Raw genomic sequence first — 18,896 nt, 5'->3', positions numbered from 1 at the left:
CGCTTTTTGGCTTTGGGGGTTAATTTCGAGGGCGCGTTCCAAATAGGCCAGACTGGCGCGGGGCGAAGCAACGACTGCCAGAAATAGCCACGGTTCCTCGCGTTCGGGGGCCAGCACGGCGGCCTGCTCGGCCCAGCGCCGCGCTGCACGGTGGTCGTTGCGCCTGAGCGCTTGCTGGGCTTCGTGCAGCGCGTGTTGGGCCTGTGACCAGTTATTACTCATCGGCAGGAATGGTGATACTTTCGTTTTGCACGTAGCACACCAACCCGTCGGCGATGCCTTGAGCGATCAGGTCTTCGTCCTGTGTCAGAATTTGCCGGTCGAGATTCATAAAGCCGGTTTCGATAATCACAGCCGGAGTTTCATTATTGATCTCTTCAAAGGCATGATATTCTGACATATCGCCGGTGATGCTCAGGTGTTCGGTCAGGCCAGTCGCCGCGGCATAGCGCGTACGCAGACAGGCCACAAGACGGGCGGTGCGTTCCAGGCGCGGATTTCCCTGGGAAGCAGCCACTTTGAATCCGGTGGCGACATCGTTGATATACGTACACGAATCAGCGTGGATCGAAATCAACGCAATGCCGGTGTAGTCATTCAGCCGGTCATCGAATTCGTACATCATGTCAACATCAAAACCGGCTTCGAGCAGTTTTTTCTCTAACTCTCCAGCAATAACCTGATTAATACTTAACTCGGTCAGACCATCCGGGCAAACTGCGCCGGGGTCGGCATCATCACCCCAGTGTCCCACTACAATCCCGATGTGCGGTCTGGGGCGTGGCGTGGCGGTGGGCCACTGCAAATCATCCGGGGTTGGCTCCTGTTCTTTGAGCGCCTCGGCGATGCGGGCACTGAAATCGCCAGAAAAGGGGTTGATCGGTTTCGCAGCCGTAAAGAGGGATGCAATTAAAAATGCCACGCCCGAAATCGTAAAAAGCGAGATCAGCGTTGTAGCGAGCAAGCCGGGCGAATTCTTGGGGGCAGTTGATTTGCGTTTCATAGTATTCATAGTACCGAAAAGGCGGTTGAATGGCAAGTCTTTCAGGTAAAATAGGTTTGGATTCGATTGCAAGAAAAGAGCCAGATTGGGAGAAACGCGTGAAGGAAGATCAACTTAGCCCCGCAGAGTGTGACCAGCTCTTGAAGCTGGCGCGTCAGACTCTGGAAATTGTACTGGCCGGCACCCCCCTACCGGAACTCATTCTCGAAGATTATCCCGAAAAATTACGCTTGCCAGGAGCGACCTTTGTCACCCTGACAAAATCCGGCCAACTGCGCGGCTGCATTGGCACGCTCGAAGCCTTTCGCCCTCTGGTGGAAGATACCCGTCAGCATGCCATCGCTGCTGCCACGCAAGATTACCGCTTCCCGCCCGTACAGGCCGACGAACTGCCTGCTATCGCCATCGAAATCTCGCGCCTCACATCGCCTGTCTCCCTTGAATACGCCTCGCCCGACGATCTCCTGGCTCGCCTGCGTCCCGGCGTGGATGGTGTGCTGCTGCGCGATGGTTCGCGCCGTGCCACGTTTTTGCCTCAGGTTTGGGGAAAAATCCCCTCCCCGGTCGAATTCCTGAATCAACTCTGTCTTAAGATGGGCAATCTCCCTGATGCCTGGCGCGAACGAAATCTGATTATCGAAATCTACCAGGTCGAAGAATTTCACGAATAGACGGTTTTCGCCCTCTCCCAGATAAAGGAGAAATTCGGGATAGGGGTATTTCTTCATAACTCCTTCATAACTCATCTATATCTTCTTCACATGGGGAAACTAAACTTATCTCTGTAATTTGGGAACAACGTTTCCCTCAAAAGGAGATTTATGATGAAGAAAACACAGCTTTTACTCTCACTGTTTATTTTGATATTTGCCGCCGGTTTCGTGGCGGTATTCGATGCCGCCGCGCAAACTGCGTTGAGCGATGCAGAAATTGACGCGCTGGTTTTTATGCGCGAAGAAGAAAAATTGGCGCGAGACGTATACCTGACCCTCTACGACCTGTGGGGCATGCCAATTTTCAATAATATCGCCAGTAGCGAATCCGCTCACATGGAAGCGGTGTATTCCCTGCTCGCCATCTATGGCATTGACGATCCGGCCGCAGGTATGGATGTGGGCGAGTTCACCAACCCCGATTTGCAGGCGCTCTACGACCAATTGGTGGCACAAGGCAGCCTTTCGCTGGCTGATGCCCTCAAAGTGGGCGGCGCTATCGAAGAGATCGACATCCTCGATCTGGAAGCCAATCTGGCGCAAACCCTTAACGGCGATATCATCGCCATCTACGAAAACCTGTTGCAGGGTTCGGGTAACCACTTGCGTGCGTTTTCAAATATTCTCACGCAGCAAACTGGTGAAACCTACATCCCCCAGTACATGGATCAAGAAGCCTATGATCTGATCTTGAGTTCGCCTATGGGCAACGGCTACGGCGCAAGCCAGGGCCAGAACCTGGATGCCGGGCAAGGCCAGGGGCAGGTAGATGGGAGCACTGGCAACGGCGGCGCTCAAACCACCGATCAACCCGTCAGCGGCGGTATGGGAAACGGACGCCGCGGCGGACGCAACAACTAGTTATTCGAGCCGAGTAAAACGATTAGTCACGGAGTTCGCAGAGAAAACCCTTAAAAACATAGTCTTCTCTGTGAACTCTGTGACAAAAATCGATAAGACAAAATCACGATTTTTCATCCAATAAGGAAATTTTATGAGTAGAAAAAATACTTCCCACGATCCATCGGCTGGTTTCTTTCAGCGTTTACGAAATACGCTAGGGCCAAAGGGCATGCCCACCGATGACCGCGGTCGAATGCGCATGGTTCTCGATAGCATGATCTTGCACATCCATCCCGCAAAAGTTGATGTGCGTACCCTGCGTTTTAGTTATACCTGGGGTCTGGGTGGCCTATCTGCACTCCTGGTGGTGCTGCTCATGTCTACCGGCGTATTGCTTGAAATGAACTATACCCCCAGCCCGCCCCAGGCTTATCTTGATATTCTCAATTTGCGTACCAACGTATGGTTCGGGGAGTTAATCCGCAATATCCATCACTGGAGCGCGAATTTACTGGTAGTGGTATCTATCCTTCATTTGCTGCGCGTCTTTTTCACCGGGACCTACCGTCCGCCGCGTGAAACCAACTGGATTATCGGGGTTGTCATGCTGCTGTTGGTACTGGGCGCTAATTTCACGGGTTATCTGCTTCCCTGGGATCAGTTAGCCTTTTGGGCAATTACCGTAGGGACCAGCATCGTTGAATATGTGCCTCTGGTTGGATCATGGCTTAGTAATCTGCTACTCGGCGGCCCTGAAGTCAGTGCAAACACGCTGCTTAATTTTTATGCTCTGCATATCAGTGTGATCCCGGTCAGCATTGTCATGTTGATGTCGTATCACTTCTGGCGCGTGCGTAAGGATGGTGGACTCTCGATACCCAAGACCACCGCTGAGTTGGCAGCCCCCGAAGAGGAAACCACACGCTCCGAGCGCGTCACCACCATCCCGCATCTGGTGCGCGTTGAACTGATCTGGGCAGTGACATGGATTGCGGTCATGCTTACGATTGGCATGCTGGTCGCGGCCCCGCTGGAAGGAATCGCCAATCCAGATGTTAGCCCCAATCCGGCCAAAGCGCCGTGGTATTTTATGGGCTTGCAAGAATTGCTATTGCACTTCCACCCGGTGATCGCGGCGGTGCTGATCCCTGTGCTGGCCCTCGGTGCGCTGGCCTTGTTGCCATTTTATGATATTTCTCTGGAGAGCGTGGGTGTGTATTTCCGCTCGTGGCGCGGCCGCTATCTCACCTTGATCGCAACCAGCCTGTCACTATTCATCACCCCCATCTGGGTTTTGGTCGATGAGTTTGCCCTGAACTGGACCGACTGGTTGCCCGGCTGGCCGACCTGGATATCAAATGGTCTGCTACCACTTTCGCTATTGCTGCTAGGTTTTTACCTGCTTCAAGCAGCGCTACGAATGATCTTTAAAACCGATCGGGAAGAGCGTATCCTGATTGGGTTCACCTATTTATTTGTAGCCCTGATTGTTCTGACAATTATCGGTATTTTCTTCCGCGGCGAAGGCATGCAATTGTTCTGGCCCTGGGAGATTGTTCCCGCTCATTAACCGGAGTGATTGCATTATGACTGAAATAAACGACACTACCGTTACCCGTCGAGATTTTTTAAAAACCGCCTGGAGTGTGATTGGCGGGATCACTGCCCTGGAGGCTGGCGCCCTGGCCATTGCGTATATGCAGCCCCGTTTAGCTGAAGGCGAATTCGGCGGGGTACTCACCGTCGGCGCGGTGGGAGATTTTCCTCCCGGATCGGTTACCCACATCACTGACGGGCGTTTTTATCTTGCACGTTTTGAAGATGGCGGCTTTTTGGCAATCTATCAGCGCTGTACGCACCTTGGCTGCAGCGTTCCCTGGGAGCAAACTGAAAATATGTTTATTTGTCCCTGCCATAACTCGCAATTTACTTCCGATGGGGATGTGCTTAACCCACCAGCCCCGCGCCCGCTGGATCTTTTTGCAGTCAGTATCGAGGAGGGCATCATCCAGGTGGATACTGGCAATTTGATTGTCCGCGACGGTTTTGACCCCGCGCATGTGGTTTACGCAGCCTAGGAGAATGACGAATGAAAACCAACCGAATTGAAATCTTGATCGGTATGATCGCCACATTGCTGATTGGCACGGGGTTGTTGCTGTATGCCCTACAAGAGCCTCAGCGCCTGGTTGTGGCGCAGGCAGCTCAAGAGCAGGCCGATATTGATGAAGCTATAACCATTTATGCTGAGAACTGCACGATTTGTCATGGCATGGCAGGGGAGGGCATTGGCTCGAATCCACCCCTGGATAACGAAGGTTTACGCGCAACCGATGCCGAAACCCTGTTTAAGATTATCTCGCGCGGCTTGTTTGGTACCTCCATGCCAGCCTGGAATCAGGAAGATGGTGGCCCATTGAGTGATTATCAAGTGGGTCAGTTAGTCTCCCTGGTTCAAGCGGTGGATTGGCAGGCTGTGCAGGACCGCGTGGTCAACCTGGGATTGGTGCCCCGCATTCCTTTTGCAGCTGAACCGGATCCTGAAGTGTTGGCGTTGTTAGCTGAAATGCCCGGGGGTGAAACTTTGGCCCTGGGGATCACTGTCTATGCCCAGGAGTGTGTGGCCTGCCACGGCGCTGATGGCGTTGGCACAGCTCTGGCCCCGGCGCTTAACGACCCCCTGGTAAGCGAGAAAACTTGGGAAGAACTCGAACGCATTGTGCGTAGCGGTGTCTCCGGTACGCTGATGGCAAGTTGGGAAAATGCCCTCGAAGATGAAGAAATTTCTGCGGTGCTGACTCTGCTCACCGAGTGGGATCAAGTCCCCGCAGGCGCAATTCCAGCGCCCGAGGTTGGGCCGATCCCGGTCACAGCGGAGAGCCTGGCTTTGGGCGAATCGCTATTCGCTACAAGTTGTTCCTTCTGTCATGGCCCCGAAGGACAGGGAACCCAACGCGCCCCATCGTTGAATGTCAAAGGTTTTCTGGAAGATACCAACGATCAGGCCTTGCAGCAGATTATCACACTGGGTGTATCCGATACTTCCATGCCCGCCTGGGGTGACCGTCTGACCGAAGCTGAAATTCAGGCTATTGTGGGCTTTATTCGAGCCTGGGAACCTAATGCTCCCGAAGTTGCCGAACCGGCGCGCACTGGTGGTGGCCCGTGGTGGCAAACCGAGGGTGACACAAACCCTGGACAAAGTGGACAGGGTGGCCGAGGCGGCCAGGGACGTGGTGGGAGTAACACTGCGAATGAAAATACAGCCGCAGCCGCCACGGACGCCGAAAATGCCGCTACCGGGAATGGCAACAGCAACAACGAAAATGGGAATAATGGTAATGGCAGAGGTGGCGCATGGTGGCAACAAGATGAAACCCAGCCACCGGGTCAGCAACAGCAACAAGACACCGTCGCCCAGGCGGATGCTATGTCTCAATCCGAAACCCCGGTTACAGAACCGCAAGTTGCCCCCGATGCGACCCAGCAGGCCGCGGCAATGCTCGATCAAGCGCATGAAGACGGACAAGGCGGTCCGCCGGAGTGGGCTGGTCAGGAGAGTGGCGCAGCAGGTAACGAGCAGGGTCACGTCGATGGCGAGATTCCGCTTTTCTTGCTCCCTGATGAACAACCGCTGAGTTGGTCTGAGCGCATGGATGCGCGCGCCTGGCTGATAGCCGCTACCGCGGTGATCGTTCCTGCGTTCTTGCTGGTTGTTGGCTTGCTGGGCATGATACGTATGGGCGTGTTTAGCCGAAGAACACGTGTGGTGTAGGCAACTCTTCTTTAATCGATCTTTGTTTCGCTCTATCCTTCCACGCGGAGATTTCTACAAAAAAGAGTGCGCATGATGTTTGTGCACTCTTTTTTATACCAGCAATTTGTGCGGGAGTGCCGTTATTCACTTTGCGACAAATCGCCTGTTGGTGCATTGCCTGTGCAAGGTTTCACAAAATATGCAAAAATTCTTCACAACATCTTCACATCTAGTCGATACACTATAGGCAATTGAATCCCCAATGGTTTTGTTATCTCAGGAGTATCTGCATGGCAACATTGAAATCGGTTTCGCCCCGTACGCGTAATAATTGGTTGATTGACTTCGGGCTGTTTTTTAGCGGCCTGATTAGCTTTATTTCGGGAATTTACTTTTTGTTCTTACCCATCGGCGGCTATCAGGGCGGGCGCAATGCCAAGTATGGCATCATCATTTTATTCGAACGCCATACCTGGGAATCCTGGCACTCCTGGGTTGGCCTCGCGATGATCGCGATTGCAGCGATCCACATTCCGCTGCATTGGGCCTGGATCGTGAATATGACCCGTCGCGTGGTTAATAAGGCGCTGGGGCGCGCCCAGAGCCTTAGCTCGGGCAGCAAATTCAATCTGTTGATTAACAGCACAATTGGCCTGAGTTTTCTTTTCACCGCGCTCAGCGGTCTGTATTTCTTTTTCTTCTCCGTCGAGGGTGGCACGACCGGCGTTACGCTGCTTTTCAGCCCCGCGGTTTGGGATTTGATTCACACCTGGGCTGGAACCGCGATGATCGCCGCGGCTGTGCTGCACTTTGCCATTCACTGGAAATGGGTCACGAAAGTTACCACCAAGCTGTTCAAAACCAGATCACGTTTGGCTCAGATTCCAGTTCGCAGTTGACATAAGGAATAATACTGATGAAAAAAATTATTTTGTGGACGCTCTACGCGGGGTTGGTGTTGGTTCTGTTTGTCGGGGCGGTGAATCGCACCCAGGCGAAGTTGGGCGATCTATCGCAGCCCGACGGGTTGAATCAGAGCGAAAACCAGGTGCATGAATCCGATGAATACACAGACGAAATGCCCGTGCAGAATGTAGTGCAGGTTCAAGGGGTGGTTGTAAGCATGTCCAACCGGGAGTTGGTATTGTCGCTTGGAGATGGGTCAAATTTGGGGATTGCGCGGCGTTCCTGGCGTTATGCCACAGATCAAGGCTTTACGCCGCAAATTGGTGACCCGGTGAGTGTGACAGGTTTCTACGAGCAGGATAGTTTTGAAGTCATCTCGTTGATAAATCTCAACTCCGGGCAGATGGTTCACCTTCGAGATGAGTCCGGACACCCCTTGTGGGCCACGGATCACTAAATATGCTCGAAATATTCCACATTGAGTACGAAAACTGTCGCTTTGCGCATCATCGGTTCAATCGTGGGGACGCAGTTTTCATTAACAATCTGAATGGCCTGATCGACTTCTTCGGCAGGGACGCCGATCATTAGAGTGCTGCGTCCTTGCCGAAGAAATCCGCCGCTGGAGGCGATCCTTGTGACATGGTAATCTTGCTCCATCAGCGCATCGGAGACGGCATCTGTATCATCGTCTTTAAGAATTGAGATTATCATTTTCATAGCCATTAATAAATTTCCTCATATCGTTCAATTTCAAAACTAAAAATTGAAGCGCCCCCAGTTGTTTTTTGAGCGGTGCTATTTGCGCGCGGTTGGCAGTTGCTCTTTAACGCCTGGATGGCAGCCTCTTCTTGCTCTTTTGGGATACCCATAATAAATGTGCTTATACTTTCTTTTCGAAAACCGCTAGTACTTGAAAGTCGAGTGAGCGAATAGCCCATTCGGTTGAGCGTATTGGTAGCATTTTCGGCGTCGTGTTCCTGAATGAATACCGTCAGCAGGGATTCAATTTCTTGCGGTTGAGAATTATATTTAATGATTGCCCAGTGCGATTCGGGGTCTGACAACGCGAGGTCTACTTCGCCAATGAGGTGATTGAAGGTATTTTCAGTAATCACGCCATCGCGTAGAAGAGCTTTGAAAGCGCTGCGTTGTGCGAGCAGGGATTCTCGCCAGGCGGTATCCAGTTCTTCGGCTTCTACCTGGGGGTCGAGTTGAATCACTTCGCCAACGGCGTTGCTCAAGGCGGCGATGCGGCGTTGAAACAACACCGTGAGCATTTGCCAGCTTTGCTGGGAAATCAGCCCTTCCTGATAGCGTTGTTCCAAGTGGTTATGGGCGGCGCGGGATGCCACCGCTCGGGCGTGCCGCCGCTCATATTCATCTTGGGTTTGGCTGCGCTGAACGAGTTTTAGTTTGCGCACCAGTGGCCCCAGCGTGATGCCCTGTACCAGTAAATTGAAGAGTACAACCCCGAAGACCATCGCCTGGAGTTGGCCGCGCAATTCTCCGAATTCAAGCGGGAGACCTAGCGCCAGCGCGGGTGCCAGAGCGCCGCGCAAGCCACCCCAAAAAAGTACATGCCGCCAACGCAAGGGAATATTGGCGCTAAAGAATCGTAAACTATAAACAACCACGGCGCGCGCAACCAGTACTGCGCCAATCGCCCATAAAATAGCTTGCCAGTTGGCGAGTAGCATAGCGAGATTGATTTGTAAGCCGATGAGCAAGAAAACCAGATTAGTTGCCAAAAAGGCAGCGTATTCCCAAAAATTGTAGACCACAATGCGCGTGGTCGGTGACATACCTTTGGTTCCCAGGTTGCCATTGACCAGCCCGGCTGCAACGACAGCCATCACGCCGCTCACACCGATACTCTCGCCGACCAGATAGGCAGCATAGGCCAGTACGCTGGTCAGTGTGGTTTCGAGTAAATGGTCATCAATGCGGCTGATGATTTGTGAAAGCAGCCAGCCGATAATGAAACCGACAAATAGCCCGCCGCCCGCCACGCTGACGAATTGTGTCAGGCTGTTGGCTACGCTGAAATTGCCTGTCAGAATGGCGCTCAGGAGCAAATTATAGAGCACGATGACAGTGCCATCGTTGAGCAGGCTTTCGCCTTCGAGCAGTACTTGCAAACGTTTCGGGACGCCCAGTGAGCGAATGAGGGCAACAACGGCATCGGGATCGGTGGCGGCGACGAGCGCGCCGAAGAGCAACGCGGTTTGGATGCTGAATCCGGCACCGAGGGAGATCACCCCACCTACGAGCAAGGTTGTGATCAACACTCCGGGGATGGTTAGGATCAAAATCGGTTTGAGATTGCGGCGCAAATCATCAAGATTTAGGTGGTATGCGGCTTCGAAAACCAGCGGCGGAATTAAAATTCCCAAAATTACATCTGATGCTATGCTGAGTTCAACTTGTTCAAAGAATGTCAACCCAAAACCGACCAACACCAAACCTACAGTGTAGGGCATGCGCAGGCGGCGGGCGGCAATCCCAACCAGACTGGCTAGAAAAAGCAGCAGGATAATGCGTTCTTCGATGAAGAATAATTGTTCGGATGACATGGATTAGACACGATTGAAGTTTTTTACATTGAGCACGTATAGCGTGGCTTGTTTTTTCTCAGGCTCAGAGGAAATTTGGGCGCGGATAATCTTGAGGGCATCTTCAACCAACGAGCTTTCAGCGCCGATCATCAGCGTGGTTGCGCCATCGCGGAGTAAACTCCCTGTGGTTGCCAGGCGTGTGACCCGGAAATTAGCATCAAGCAGGGCTTCAGACACGGCTTCGCTTTTCGCGTTATTGATGATAGCTATGATCATTTTCATAGTGTATTTCCTCTTTTACAGGTTTTTGCTTCGCACAAACAAAGTAACTGCTCCGGTCACAGCCTTCGCAGAAAAAATTCTCTTTTTTTGTTCGAGGTTGAGCAGTTACCAAACACCTATAATTCTTCGTAGCGTTCTACCTCAAAAGTGAAGATTGTCGCGCCGCCAATCGTTACGGCGGTTTCGTTGGTGTCATCCAGGTTTTTAGCGGCCAGAAATTCTACACGTTGCTGACTGGCTCTGGTGATTGCGCTGGTGATATTGCGGTCTTGCCCTTCAGGAACCCCGGCTATTAGTGTGACATTTTTTTGCCCCAGAAATCCGCCAAAGCTGGAGAGACGTGTAACGGGGATGCTCAGGCGGTTTAACGAGGCGATCACATTTTCCACATCTGTTTCCTGCACGATAACTGTCATAATGCCGCAGATATTCTGGTTGTTGCGCTGCATCATCAATTCAACCAGATTCGAACGTGGCTGAGTGAGTGCTGTATCAACTTCGCCAACGAGCTGCACATAGATTTCTTCGGTAACGATCCCATCCCGTAGCAGCGCGTTGAGTGAACTGCGTTGTGAATGCAGCAGATCGCGCATGGCATTTTCAATTACATCGCCCTCGACTTTTGGATCAACGTGCAGGGCTTCCGTGACGCTTTCTGAGAGCGCTTCGGCGTACTGTTTGAGCGGCTTGGCCATCAACTCCCATACATACGCGGAGAGCAACCCGCTTTGATATTTTTCTTCAAGGCGGTCGTAGGATGCCCGCGCCATCACCGCGCGGGCATGGCGGCGCTGGTATTCTTCTTGGGCTTCATTTTTTTGAATGAGATCCACTTTATTAATCAGTGGTTTCATCGATAATCCCTGAACTAACAGCGTGAATAGCACCACGCCGAAGGCCATCGCCTGAATTTCGCTGCGCTCAGGGCCTAGATCGAGGGGCAGACTTAGCGCCAACGCCAAAGAAATCGCGCCGCGTAGACCACCCCAGTAGAGAATATGTTTATACGAACGGGGGATTTTTTTACTAACCCAGGAAAGACCGTAAATGCTCACGGCCCTGGCGACCAGGACAGCCAGTATTGCCCAGAGAATAACCTGCCAGTCGGCGAGCAACAGGTTTAGATTGATCTGTAGCCCAATCAGCAAGAAAACCACAGAGTTGGCAATGAAAGCCGCGTATTCCCAAAAATTAAACACCAAAATGCGAGTCGATGGCGACATGCCGCGCGGGCCGATATTCCCGCTGACCAAACCGGCAGCCACCACCGCCAAAACACCGCTGACGTGGAAATGCTCGGCAACAATATATGAACCAAAAGCCAGCACGGTAGTCAATGTAGTTTCAATCAGCGCATCATCGATAAATCCAATCATGCGTGAAATCAGCGCTCCGAGAACAAACCCGATCATCAACCCCCCGCCAGCAACCCAAAAAAATTCAAGCACACTGTTCAACGGATCAAAAACTACGGTATCGGCTACAGCGATAGCAACCATCAGATTGAAAACTACGATAGCAGTGCCATCATTAAAAAGGCTTTCGCCTTCAAGTAATACTTCCAGGCGTTTGGGAACACCTAGCGAGCGGAATAAAGCCACCACGGCAACCGGATCGGTTGCGGCAATCAGCGAGCCAAAAACCAGCGCCAGGGGAAAGCTAAAACCTGTGCCAAAGGCAACTACGCTGCCCACAAGGAAAGTGGTGATTAATACACCTGGAATTGCAAAGGTTAAAATTTGTGGAAACTCTTGCCACAGATTTTCGGCTTTGACGTGAAAGGCAGCTTCGAAAATCAGGGGTGGTACCAACAGCCCTAAAAAAATTTCGGGTGGAATATAGATTACGTTTGCCCCGCGTATCAACGAGAGCGCCAATCCCATCAGCACTAACCCAACCGTATAAGGCAAGCGCAACCGCGATGTAACCAGCCCCACCAGCGAAGCGAGCAGCAACAAACTAATTACGATCGTAACCATAACAGTAATGCGTTCGGCTTCGTTGTCCGCGCTTTCCTCACTGGCATTCACTTCAGCTTCTGTTTGTGCTAATGCATCTGGCACTGGGGCAAATATATTGCCACTTGCGCATCCGGCCAGCAAAATGGAAAATAACATTACTATACTAAATAAGTGTTGGCGTTTTTTGATTTGAGTCTTTTTCATTGAAAACTACTCCACAGAAACCAAATGCGGGTCAGAATTTTTCACAACGGCGGTTTGCCCACCGGGAAAAGTTACTCTGGTTTTCTGGCGATCTTTATAAATAGTGAGGCCGCGATATTTTATTGTCACCGGCCAGGGGAATGGATTGTATCCTACTAGCATCACTTTAGTGGGCGAAATCAGACGAATACCGAGGGTTTCCAGAAAAAGAGGCAAGGGTGCTAAACCTGGCAAGGCATGACGCTCGCCAACCCCTTGAGCTGATTCGGTGTGATAATGGTGAGAGAAAGCCTTATGTTTCTTCAGGTTAAATAGCACCGCGCTCATTAGCCGGGCAACAAGCTCGGCGGCCTCGCTCTGATACCCATACGCCAATAACCCTCTGCCGATCAGACTGCTCCACATCACCGATGTATTCTCGCAATCTCCGCCGGTGCTTTTTTGTGCTTTCGGCGGGCATAGGGGAATGCCATAGGGCTGCCAGAAGCGCTCCGGGTTTAGCAGCGATTTTCGAATGATCTGTTCGGCTTGCTGGAGCGTTTCGGTTTCGGCCATCAAGGGCAAGAATAGGGATATATCTTGCACGCTTAGATTCATCACCTCAATGTGGACATGGTCATCAGGTCCAATATCGCGCACATCGATGAATTCCAGCGATGTATATACGCGTTGGCTGGTGACCGAAGTTTGCGCTAGCCGCCATTGCAATTGTTCAGCGGCGATGTGTTCAACACGCGGCTTGCCTGAAGAACCGGTGCCATGGATATATATATTTGCCCGGCGTGGCGTTTCGGAATGACCTTCAATCAGAATTACCAAACGCACGGGTTCATCAAAATCGCTGTGGAAAGCAATTTCGCCAGGGCCATACTGATCGGCCAGAATTTTTCGCCCGGGGCTGTGATGGCTTTCACGGTCCCAAATACGATACATGGCCGCGGATTCATCCCATGCACTTGTAATTGCGCTTTGGAGGTTGTCCGCCAAAGATTGCAGCGCGGGGATCGCCTCGGTTCGTTCCAGTAATTGAGCCATTTTAAGCAGGGTTTGAATTTCGGCGTAGAGTAACGCGCACAATGCCGGGCTTTCGCTGGTAGAAATATCGGCACCCTGGGCATTGGGTTGCCACGGTGAAAACGTGGGATGTCCCTCCAGATTGATTTGCATCAAATTTGCCCATTCCGGAATACCATCGCCATCGCGGTCTTGTTGGGAGGAAAACCAGGCTTTAACAGCTTTGAGCAGTTTGGGGTAAACCTCGGTTAGAAATTCTTTATCTTCTGTAGCCTGATAAATCTTCCAGGCAAGCTGCGTGAGCATGGGCGTAGCCATCATATTGCTACGCTGACCGCCCAGGCCGGGCTTCCAGTCTATGAAGCCATCCGATTGTTGTATGCTGAGAAAATTTAGCAACAGACCGCGGGCCAGTTTTGGATAGGCGGGCAGTAAGAACCCGCTCAGGAAATCGGTTTCCATCGGGGGTTGACCGTTCCACGAGTGGGAATAATCACGCCCATCGTCGCGCGCCGAATATCCCTGATCGGGTTGGCGGCTAAGCACAAAGGATGGATGCGGCAGATGTTCCGTTGGTCCGCAAAGTAATCTCAGCGCTGATTTTTGCGCCAGCATAAAGGCCGCGTCCCAATCGGGGTCGCCGGTTTCAATCTCGATCAAACCGGCATTTAACGCGTCCAGACGGGCAATCTCCTTCTCCCAGGGGCGTGCTACCTGGCGGCGGGCGCTTTCAAAGGATTCTTGTTGGCCACCAGTGGCGCTCAGGCACCAGCGGAATGTGCGCGAACCCCCTGCGGGCAAATCCAGGTCTAGCGCCAGCGCCGGATACGGTCCCGAACTGACGTGCGCTCCGCCGGTTATAAACAGCACCGGGGTTAGGTCACCGGTTTTGCCGAACAAGATGGTAGCTGCTTCCATCTCGGCCGGGTTCATGCGTTCGCCCTGCTGATTAGACGATAGCTGCGCCCCCCATTCAAAACGTAATTCGCGCGCTGAAAGACGTTGGTTGCTAATATAAATTCGTCCGGTAATGCTGTGCGAATCCGGAACCCAAATCTCCAATTGGACGTTGATTCCGGTGAAGGGCGCAAATGTGGATAAAATATAGTTGGGATATACTCGGTGAATGCGCGGCGCTTCAGCAAATGAATCCGGATTGGATATGCTGGTATCTCCCTCGGTGAAGCGCGGGAACATGCGCAGGTTGAGGGCGCGCAGGCCAAAGGTAGTGTGCAGCGCAAACGCCGAAGGTTCGCCCCCACTGAGCATCAGTTCCCAGATATGATCGTTGCCGTAATCGGTTGGCCCGCAGCGCGCATCCGCGGCGAGAATATATTCCCCAGGATCGTTATGTCCGAGCTGCCACATTTTCATAAGAAGATAATAACCTAGAAAGGCCTGCCAACAGGGGAGGCATATATATTTATTGAACTGCGTAACTTGATAATGTCACATTACTGAAGAAGGTGGTCGAAAAATTGGGGTGCGGGCAGGGTGTAACCCTGCCCGCACCCCAATTTTTCGGAACTTTCCGCGAATGTGACCTTGTCAAAGTAAGTCAAATCCAAAATATTGTAAGAGGATACACACGAAAGGTCAAAGGTTTTGTGCTAGAATCAAGCGTCAGTCGTTTATTGTCAGTGGAAACAGGAGCTATTGTATGACAACGTATCAGCCCCGTGGTATGTATTTTGAAGAATTTGAACCCGGTCAATATTATATCAGTGCCGGGCGGACGATTACCGAGAGCGATATTGTTGCTTTTGCAGGTCTTTCGGGAGATTATAACCAGATTCACACCGACGCGGAATATAGTCAAACAACTCCCTTTGGGCAGCGTGTGGCACATGGTTTGCTGGTTACTTCAATTGCATCTGGTTTGGTGACACTCAGCGGCATGATCGAAGGTACAGTTTTGGCTTTTCGCGAAATCGTCAGTTGGAAATTCACCAAACCTGTATTTATCGGTGATACGGTTCATGTAGAAACTGCGATTATTGCCGTGAAAGCCCTGCGCCGCCTCGGTGGTGGTGCGGTGGAATTGGAACTCAGTGTCAAAAACCAGGCCGATGAAGTTGTGATGAAGGGTCTGTGGAAAGTGCTGATTGCCAGCCGACCTGAATAGAATAACCCTCAGGGGTTTTAAGGCAGTGACCCGATGACAGAAGAGAAAAATTCTCAAGCCGAAGACCCGCGCGAACGCTTCCGTCGCTTACTCGAAGAGGCCGAACAAACCGAGCGCGAAGCCAATACTCAGCCCAATCTTGTCGCAGAGCAAGCCGATAAAGACGTGCGTAAGGAACCGCCTCAACAGCATTTTCCCTCTACATATTTGGATTTGGTGAGTGGGCAGTCACCGATGGATCGCGCGGACTCGGGGGACACCAAGCCCGAAGCTGTTCAGCCCCCCGAATTGGACGATCCGATCCCCCTCGAGGTGGATTCAGGCAGCGATGATTTTTCCACCCTCCCGCAGGAAGAGATCACCACCCCACCGCCGCCCAGCCTGGGCACCACGCCTCAGCAAGCCCGCCCGGCGTTGGATACCCAGGGGATGCCGCTGCCCCGCCGCGTAGATGAACTGGATATGTCTGCAACGCAGGTGATGCCATCCGCGTTGGAATCAGAACTCCCCCCCTCGGGGCAACGCGCCAACTCTTCCCCCGCCCGCCCGCCGGTTCGATCATCACCACCGCCTAAAAAGCCTGCCCCTCCCCGCTTTAGCCGCGAGCAGATTGATCGCGGTTTGGGGTGTTTTTTGCGCATGTCATTGCTGGGGACATTTATCGTGATCGTTATGCTGTTGATCGCCGGTTCCGCCGGGCTGATCACCTATCTGCGGATTGCCAACGACCTGCCCGACCCCAGCGATTTGCGCGCTCGCGTCTCGCAGTTTGAAACCACGCGCATTCTCGACCGTAACGGCAACTTGCTCTACGAAATTATTGACCCTAATGCCGGGCGGCGCACCTACATCCCCATCGATGAGATGTCGCCATATCTGATTGCGGGCACGCTGGCAACTGAGGATAAAGAATTCTACAACCACCCCGGTTTCGATGCCATGGCGATTGTGCGCGCCTTCTGGCAGAATATTTCCAGCGGTGAAACCGTTTCAGGTGCTTCTACCATTACCCAGCAACTCACGCGAACTTTGTTCCTGACGGCAGAAGAACGCACCCAGCGCACCTATATGCGTAAATTGCGCGAGGCCATTCTCGCCGCTGAAGTCACGCGCCGTTATACCAAAGATGAAATTCTCGAAATTTATCTTAACGAAAATTATTACGGCAACATGGCCTATGGGGTAGAGGCGGCCTCTCAAACCTATTTTGGTGTTTCGGCGCGCGATCTGGATTTAGGCCAGGCGGCCTTCGTTGCCGGTCTGCCGCAATTGCCATCCGTATACGATGTGTATACCAACCGCGAAGTTACCCTGGAACGGCAGCAAACGGTCTTGTTGCTGATGTTCCAAACCAGCCAGGAGCAAGGCTGTATTCTGGTGAGCAACAGCCCCCAACCGGTATGCATTGAAGCCGCCGAAGCTGCCAACGCGGCCACCCAGATGGAAAGCTACGAATTCCGCCCGGCAGAAGTGCAGATGCGCTACCCCCATTGGGTCAATTATGTGCGCTCGATTCTGGAAGAACAATTTGACCCGCAGACAATCTACCGCTCTGGCTTTACGGTTTACACCACGCTCGACCCCGGCCTGCAAGATATTGCCCAACAGGTAGTTACCGATCAGGTAAATGGCCTGGCCGATAAGCATGTCACCAATGGCGCGCTCATCACCATCCGGCCCAGTACCGGCGAAATTCTGGCAATGGTTGGCTCCGCAGATTTTTATAAAGAAGAGATTGACGGTCAGGTCAATATGTCGGTCAGCCCGCGCCAGCCGGGGTCTTCGATTAAACCGATCAACTATGTGGCGGCTTTCGAGAAGGGCTGGACGCCCGCCACGCTGATCTGGGACGTACGCTCGGAATTTCCGCCCTCCGGCGACCCCAACGACACGCGCCCACCCTATGTTCCGGTGAACTACGATGAGCGCTACCACGGTCCGGTGACGGTTCGCACCGCATTGGCAAATTCATTCAATATCCCGGCGGTCAAAACCCTCGATTATGTGGGTATTTACGATAATCCCAATACACCCGAAAAAGACGGCATGATCGCCATGGCCGAGCGCTTGGGAATTACCACTTTTACGCGTGACGATTACGGCCTCGCGCTGACCCTCGGCGGGGGCGATGTCTCTTTATTGGAATTGACCGGAGCCTATGCCGTCTTCGCCAATGGTGGGCGACGAATTCCTCCGGTGGCAATCACCCGCATCGAAGACCATCTGGGAAATCTCGTCTACGAATATGAACTCCCACAGGGCGATCAGGTGATCCGCGCTGAGCACGCCTTCCTGATCTCTTCGATCATCTCCGACAATCAAGCCCGCGCCCCGATGTTTGGCACCAACTCGCTGCTCAATCTGCCGTTTCAGGTGGCTGCCAAAACCGGCACCACCAACGACTTCCGCGATAACTGGACTCTGGGTTATACCCCCGATGTTGTCGTTGGCGCCTGGGTAGGCAACGCCGACTACACCCCCATGCAGGGCACAACTGGTCTTTCTGGCGCGGCCCCGATCTGGAATTCCTTTATGCAGACCGCCGTGCAGCAACTTACCGGCGGTAACCCGACGCCTTTCAATCCGCCATCAGGGCTGGTTACTGAGGTGATCTGCGCAGTTTCTGGCACCGAGCCTTCGCAGTGGTGCCCCAGCCAGCGTAGTGAATACTTCCTCGCCGCGCAGCCTCCGCTCTCCAAAGGCTACGATTTATGGCAAAAAGCCAATATCGATACCTGGACTGGATTACTGGCCTCCCCGGCTTGTTCCGAATTTACTGAGAGTGAACTCGGCCTGAATGTGAGCGATCCCTGGGGTGTCAAGTGGATCAATGAAACCGATCAAGGCCGCGACTGGGCCAGAAGTATGGGCTTTGAAGAGCCTTTCTTCTTCACCCCGCAAACCGCCTGCTCGGCCAGCGACTCGCGCCCTGAATTGCAACTGACCTCCCCCCGCGATGGTGATGTTATCAAAGAAAACCCAATTGTGATCTATGGCATGGCCGATGCCACCAGCGATTTTGCCTCCTATCGTTTGGAATGGGGCCACGGACATGATCCGGTAGATTGGGATACATTGCGGCAAGGGGATTCGCCGGTCGATCAGCCGGATGATCTGTACGAGTGGGATGTCAGCGAACTTGGCCCGGGGGTGGTGACACTGCGCCTGAGCCTGTTCTCCACTCGCGGTACATCTGCCGAAACGATGATCTCCATCGATCTGCAGGTACCCACCCCCACGCCGACGCCCACCGATTTGCCTACCTTCACCCCAACGTCCACACAGACCTTCACTCCCACGGCGACTTTCACAGCCACCGCCACACCGACCAATACCCTCCCGGCGACGGCCACTTACACCCCCACGGCGACATTGCCCGCCACGGCAGTGCCATCGGCAACGCCTTCGGTGGTACCTTCTGTGACGCCAACACCGTAAAGAACAAAAAAAGAGCAGATAATACGCATCTGCTCTTTTTGGCTCTTTGGGAATTGATGGAGTACACCCAGATATGGGGGTGGAGTAAAATG

The 18,896-nt window shown here is 52.8% G+C and carries 15 protein-coding genes; 9 read left to right on the top strand and 6 right to left on the bottom strand.

The window, feature by feature from the left end:
• Positions 1–214: 214 nt before the first annotated feature.
• Positions 215–1,003: an N-acetylmuramoyl-L-alanine amidase gene (locus tag HN413_17855; protein ID MBT3392267.1), complete on the bottom strand. Its 789-nt coding sequence runs from the start codon at positions 1,001–1,003 to the stop codon at positions 215–217.
• A gap of 29 nt (positions 1,004–1,032) precedes the next feature.
• Here HN413_17855 and amrA point away from each other — a divergent pair, with 29 nt between their 5' ends.
• The 7 genes from amrA to HN413_17820 all read left to right on the top strand — a co-directional run bounded on the left by amrA (position 1,033) and on the right by HN413_17820 (position 7,679).
• Positions 1,033–1,674 (top strand): AmmeMemoRadiSam system protein A, encoded by a 642-nt coding sequence (gene amrA, locus HN413_17850; GenBank protein MBT3392266.1) that lies wholly within the window; start codon positions 1,033–1,035, stop codon positions 1,672–1,674.
• Between the two features lie 150 nt (positions 1,675–1,824).
• Positions 1,825–2,577 carry a DUF2202 domain-containing protein gene (locus tag HN413_17845; protein MBT3392265.1) on the top strand — a complete coding sequence of 251 codons (753 nt, stop codon included), beginning with the start codon at positions 1,825–1,827 and terminating at the stop codon, positions 2,575–2,577.
• A 133-nt stretch (positions 2,578–2,710) separates the two neighbouring features.
• On the top strand, positions 2,711–4,129 hold the full coding sequence (locus HN413_17840; protein ID MBT3392264.1) for a cytochrome bc complex cytochrome b subunit: 1,419 nt from the start codon (positions 2,711–2,713) through the stop codon (positions 4,127–4,129).
• 16 nt (positions 4,130–4,145) lie between these two features.
• Entirely contained in the window at positions 4,146–4,637 is a 492-nt protein-coding gene (locus HN413_17835) for a Rieske 2Fe-2S domain-containing protein (GenBank protein MBT3392263.1), read from the top strand.
• An 11-nt stretch (positions 4,638–4,648) separates the two neighbouring features.
• Entirely contained in the window at positions 4,649–6,334 is a 1,686-nt protein-coding gene (locus HN413_17830; protein ID MBT3392262.1) for a c-type cytochrome, read from the top strand.
• Between the two features lie 272 nt (positions 6,335–6,606).
• The gene (locus tag HN413_17825; GenBank protein ID MBT3392261.1) at positions 6,607–7,215 is read left to right on the top strand and encodes a DUF4405 domain-containing protein; all 609 of its coding nucleotides are present in this window, start codon (positions 6,607–6,609) and stop codon (positions 7,213–7,215) included.
• A gap of 17 nt (positions 7,216–7,232) precedes the next feature.
• Positions 7,233–7,679 carry a hypothetical protein gene (locus tag HN413_17820; protein ID MBT3392260.1) on the top strand — a complete coding sequence of 149 codons (447 nt, stop codon included), beginning with the start codon at positions 7,233–7,235 and terminating at the stop codon, positions 7,677–7,679.
• Here the strand turns inward: HN413_17820 and HN413_17815 are convergent.
• From HN413_17815 to HN413_17795, 5 genes are all read right to left on the bottom strand, one after another.
• On the bottom strand, positions 7,676–7,942 hold the full coding sequence (locus tag HN413_17815) for a hypothetical protein (GenBank protein MBT3392259.1): 267 nt from the start codon (positions 7,940–7,942) through the stop codon (positions 7,676–7,678). The genes HN413_17820 and HN413_17815 overlap by 4 nt on opposite strands.
• A gap of 5 nt (positions 7,943–7,947) precedes the next feature.
• The gene (locus HN413_17810) at positions 7,948–9,798 is read right to left on the bottom strand and encodes a Na+/H+ antiporter (GenBank protein ID MBT3392258.1); all 1,851 of its coding nucleotides are present in this window, start codon (positions 9,796–9,798) and stop codon (positions 7,948–7,950) included.
• 3 nt (positions 9,799–9,801) lie between these two features.
• Positions 9,802–10,062: a hypothetical protein gene (locus tag HN413_17805; GenBank protein MBT3392257.1), complete on the bottom strand. Its 261-nt coding sequence runs from the start codon at positions 10,060–10,062 to the stop codon at positions 9,802–9,804.
• 116 nt (positions 10,063–10,178) lie between these two features.
• Complete coding sequence (locus HN413_17800) at positions 10,179–12,227, bottom strand: Na+/H+ antiporter (protein MBT3392256.1); 2,049 nt, start codon at positions 12,225–12,227, stop codon at positions 10,179–10,181.
• Positions 12,228–12,233: 6 nt separating this feature from the next.
• Complete coding sequence (locus HN413_17795) at positions 12,234–14,615, bottom strand: hypothetical protein (protein MBT3392255.1); 2,382 nt, start codon at positions 14,613–14,615, stop codon at positions 12,234–12,236.
• Positions 14,616–14,925: 310 nt separating this feature from the next.
• Between HN413_17795 and HN413_17790 the strand changes: the two genes are divergently transcribed.
• Together HN413_17790 and HN413_17785 are read left to right on the top strand one after the other, a co-directional pair.
• Positions 14,926–15,366, top strand: coding sequence for a dehydratase (locus HN413_17790; protein MBT3392254.1), 441 nt, complete (start codon positions 14,926–14,928; stop codon positions 15,364–15,366).
• A 33-nt stretch (positions 15,367–15,399) separates the two neighbouring features.
• Complete coding sequence (locus HN413_17785; protein ID MBT3392253.1) at positions 15,400–18,804, top strand: hypothetical protein; 3,405 nt, start codon at positions 15,400–15,402, stop codon at positions 18,802–18,804.
• Positions 18,805–18,896 lie beyond the last annotated feature (92 nt).

It is taken from the genome of Chloroflexota bacterium (assembly GCA_018648225.1).
GTDB lineage: Bacteria > Chloroflexota > Anaerolineae > Anaerolineales > UBA11858 > NIOZ-UU35.
The sequence above is the reverse complement of the archived record's forward strand: the minus strand, read 5'-3'. Positions and strand labels throughout refer to the sequence as shown.

Excerpts from the sequence above, each read along its gene's own strand:
- HN413_17785 (MBT3392253.1), top strand. The coding sequence starts at position 15,400 with ATGACAGAAGAGAAAAATTCTCAAGCCGAAGACCCGCGCGAACGCTTC.
- HN413_17820 (MBT3392260.1), top strand. The coding sequence starts at position 7,233 with ATGAAAAAAATTATTTTGTGGACGCTCTACGCGGGGTTGGTGTTGGTT.
- HN413_17855 (MBT3392267.1), bottom strand. The coding sequence starts at position 1,003 with ATGAAACGCAAATCAACTGCCCCCAAGAATTCGCCCGGCTTGCTCGCT.
- HN413_17840 (MBT3392264.1), top strand. The coding sequence starts at position 2,711 with ATGAGTAGAAAAAATACTTCCCACGATCCATCGGCTGGTTTCTTTCAG.
- HN413_17815 (MBT3392259.1), bottom strand. The coding sequence starts at position 7,942 with ATGAAAATGATAATCTCAATTCTTAAAGACGATGATACAGATGCCGTC.
- HN413_17800 (MBT3392256.1), bottom strand. The coding sequence starts at position 12,227 with ATGAAAAAGACTCAAATCAAAAAACGCCAACACTTATTTAGTATAGTA.
- HN413_17790 (MBT3392254.1), top strand. The coding sequence starts at position 14,926 with ATGTATTTTGAAGAATTTGAACCCGGTCAATATTATATCAGTGCCGGG.
- HN413_17835 (MBT3392263.1), top strand. The coding sequence starts at position 4,146 with ATGACTGAAATAAACGACACTACCGTTACCCGTCGAGATTTTTTAAAA.
- HN413_17810 (MBT3392258.1), bottom strand. The coding sequence starts at position 9,798 with ATGTCATCCGAACAATTATTCTTCATCGAAGAACGCATTATCCTGCTG.
- HN413_17805 (MBT3392257.1), bottom strand. The coding sequence starts at position 10,062 with ATGAAAATGATCATAGCTATCATCAATAACGCGAAAAGCGAAGCCGTG.
- HN413_17845 (MBT3392265.1), top strand. The coding sequence starts at position 1,825 with ATGATGAAGAAAACACAGCTTTTACTCTCACTGTTTATTTTGATATTT.
- HN413_17825 (MBT3392261.1), top strand. The coding sequence starts at position 6,607 with ATGGCAACATTGAAATCGGTTTCGCCCCGTACGCGTAATAATTGGTTG.
- HN413_17795 (MBT3392255.1), bottom strand. The coding sequence starts at position 14,615 with ATGAAAATGTGGCAGCTCGGACATAACGATCCTGGGGAATATATTCTC.
- amrA (MBT3392266.1), top strand. The coding sequence starts at position 1,033 with ATGGCAAGTCTTTCAGGTAAAATAGGTTTGGATTCGATTGCAAGAAAA.
- HN413_17830 (MBT3392262.1), top strand. The coding sequence starts at position 4,649 with ATGAAAACCAACCGAATTGAAATCTTGATCGGTATGATCGCCACATTG.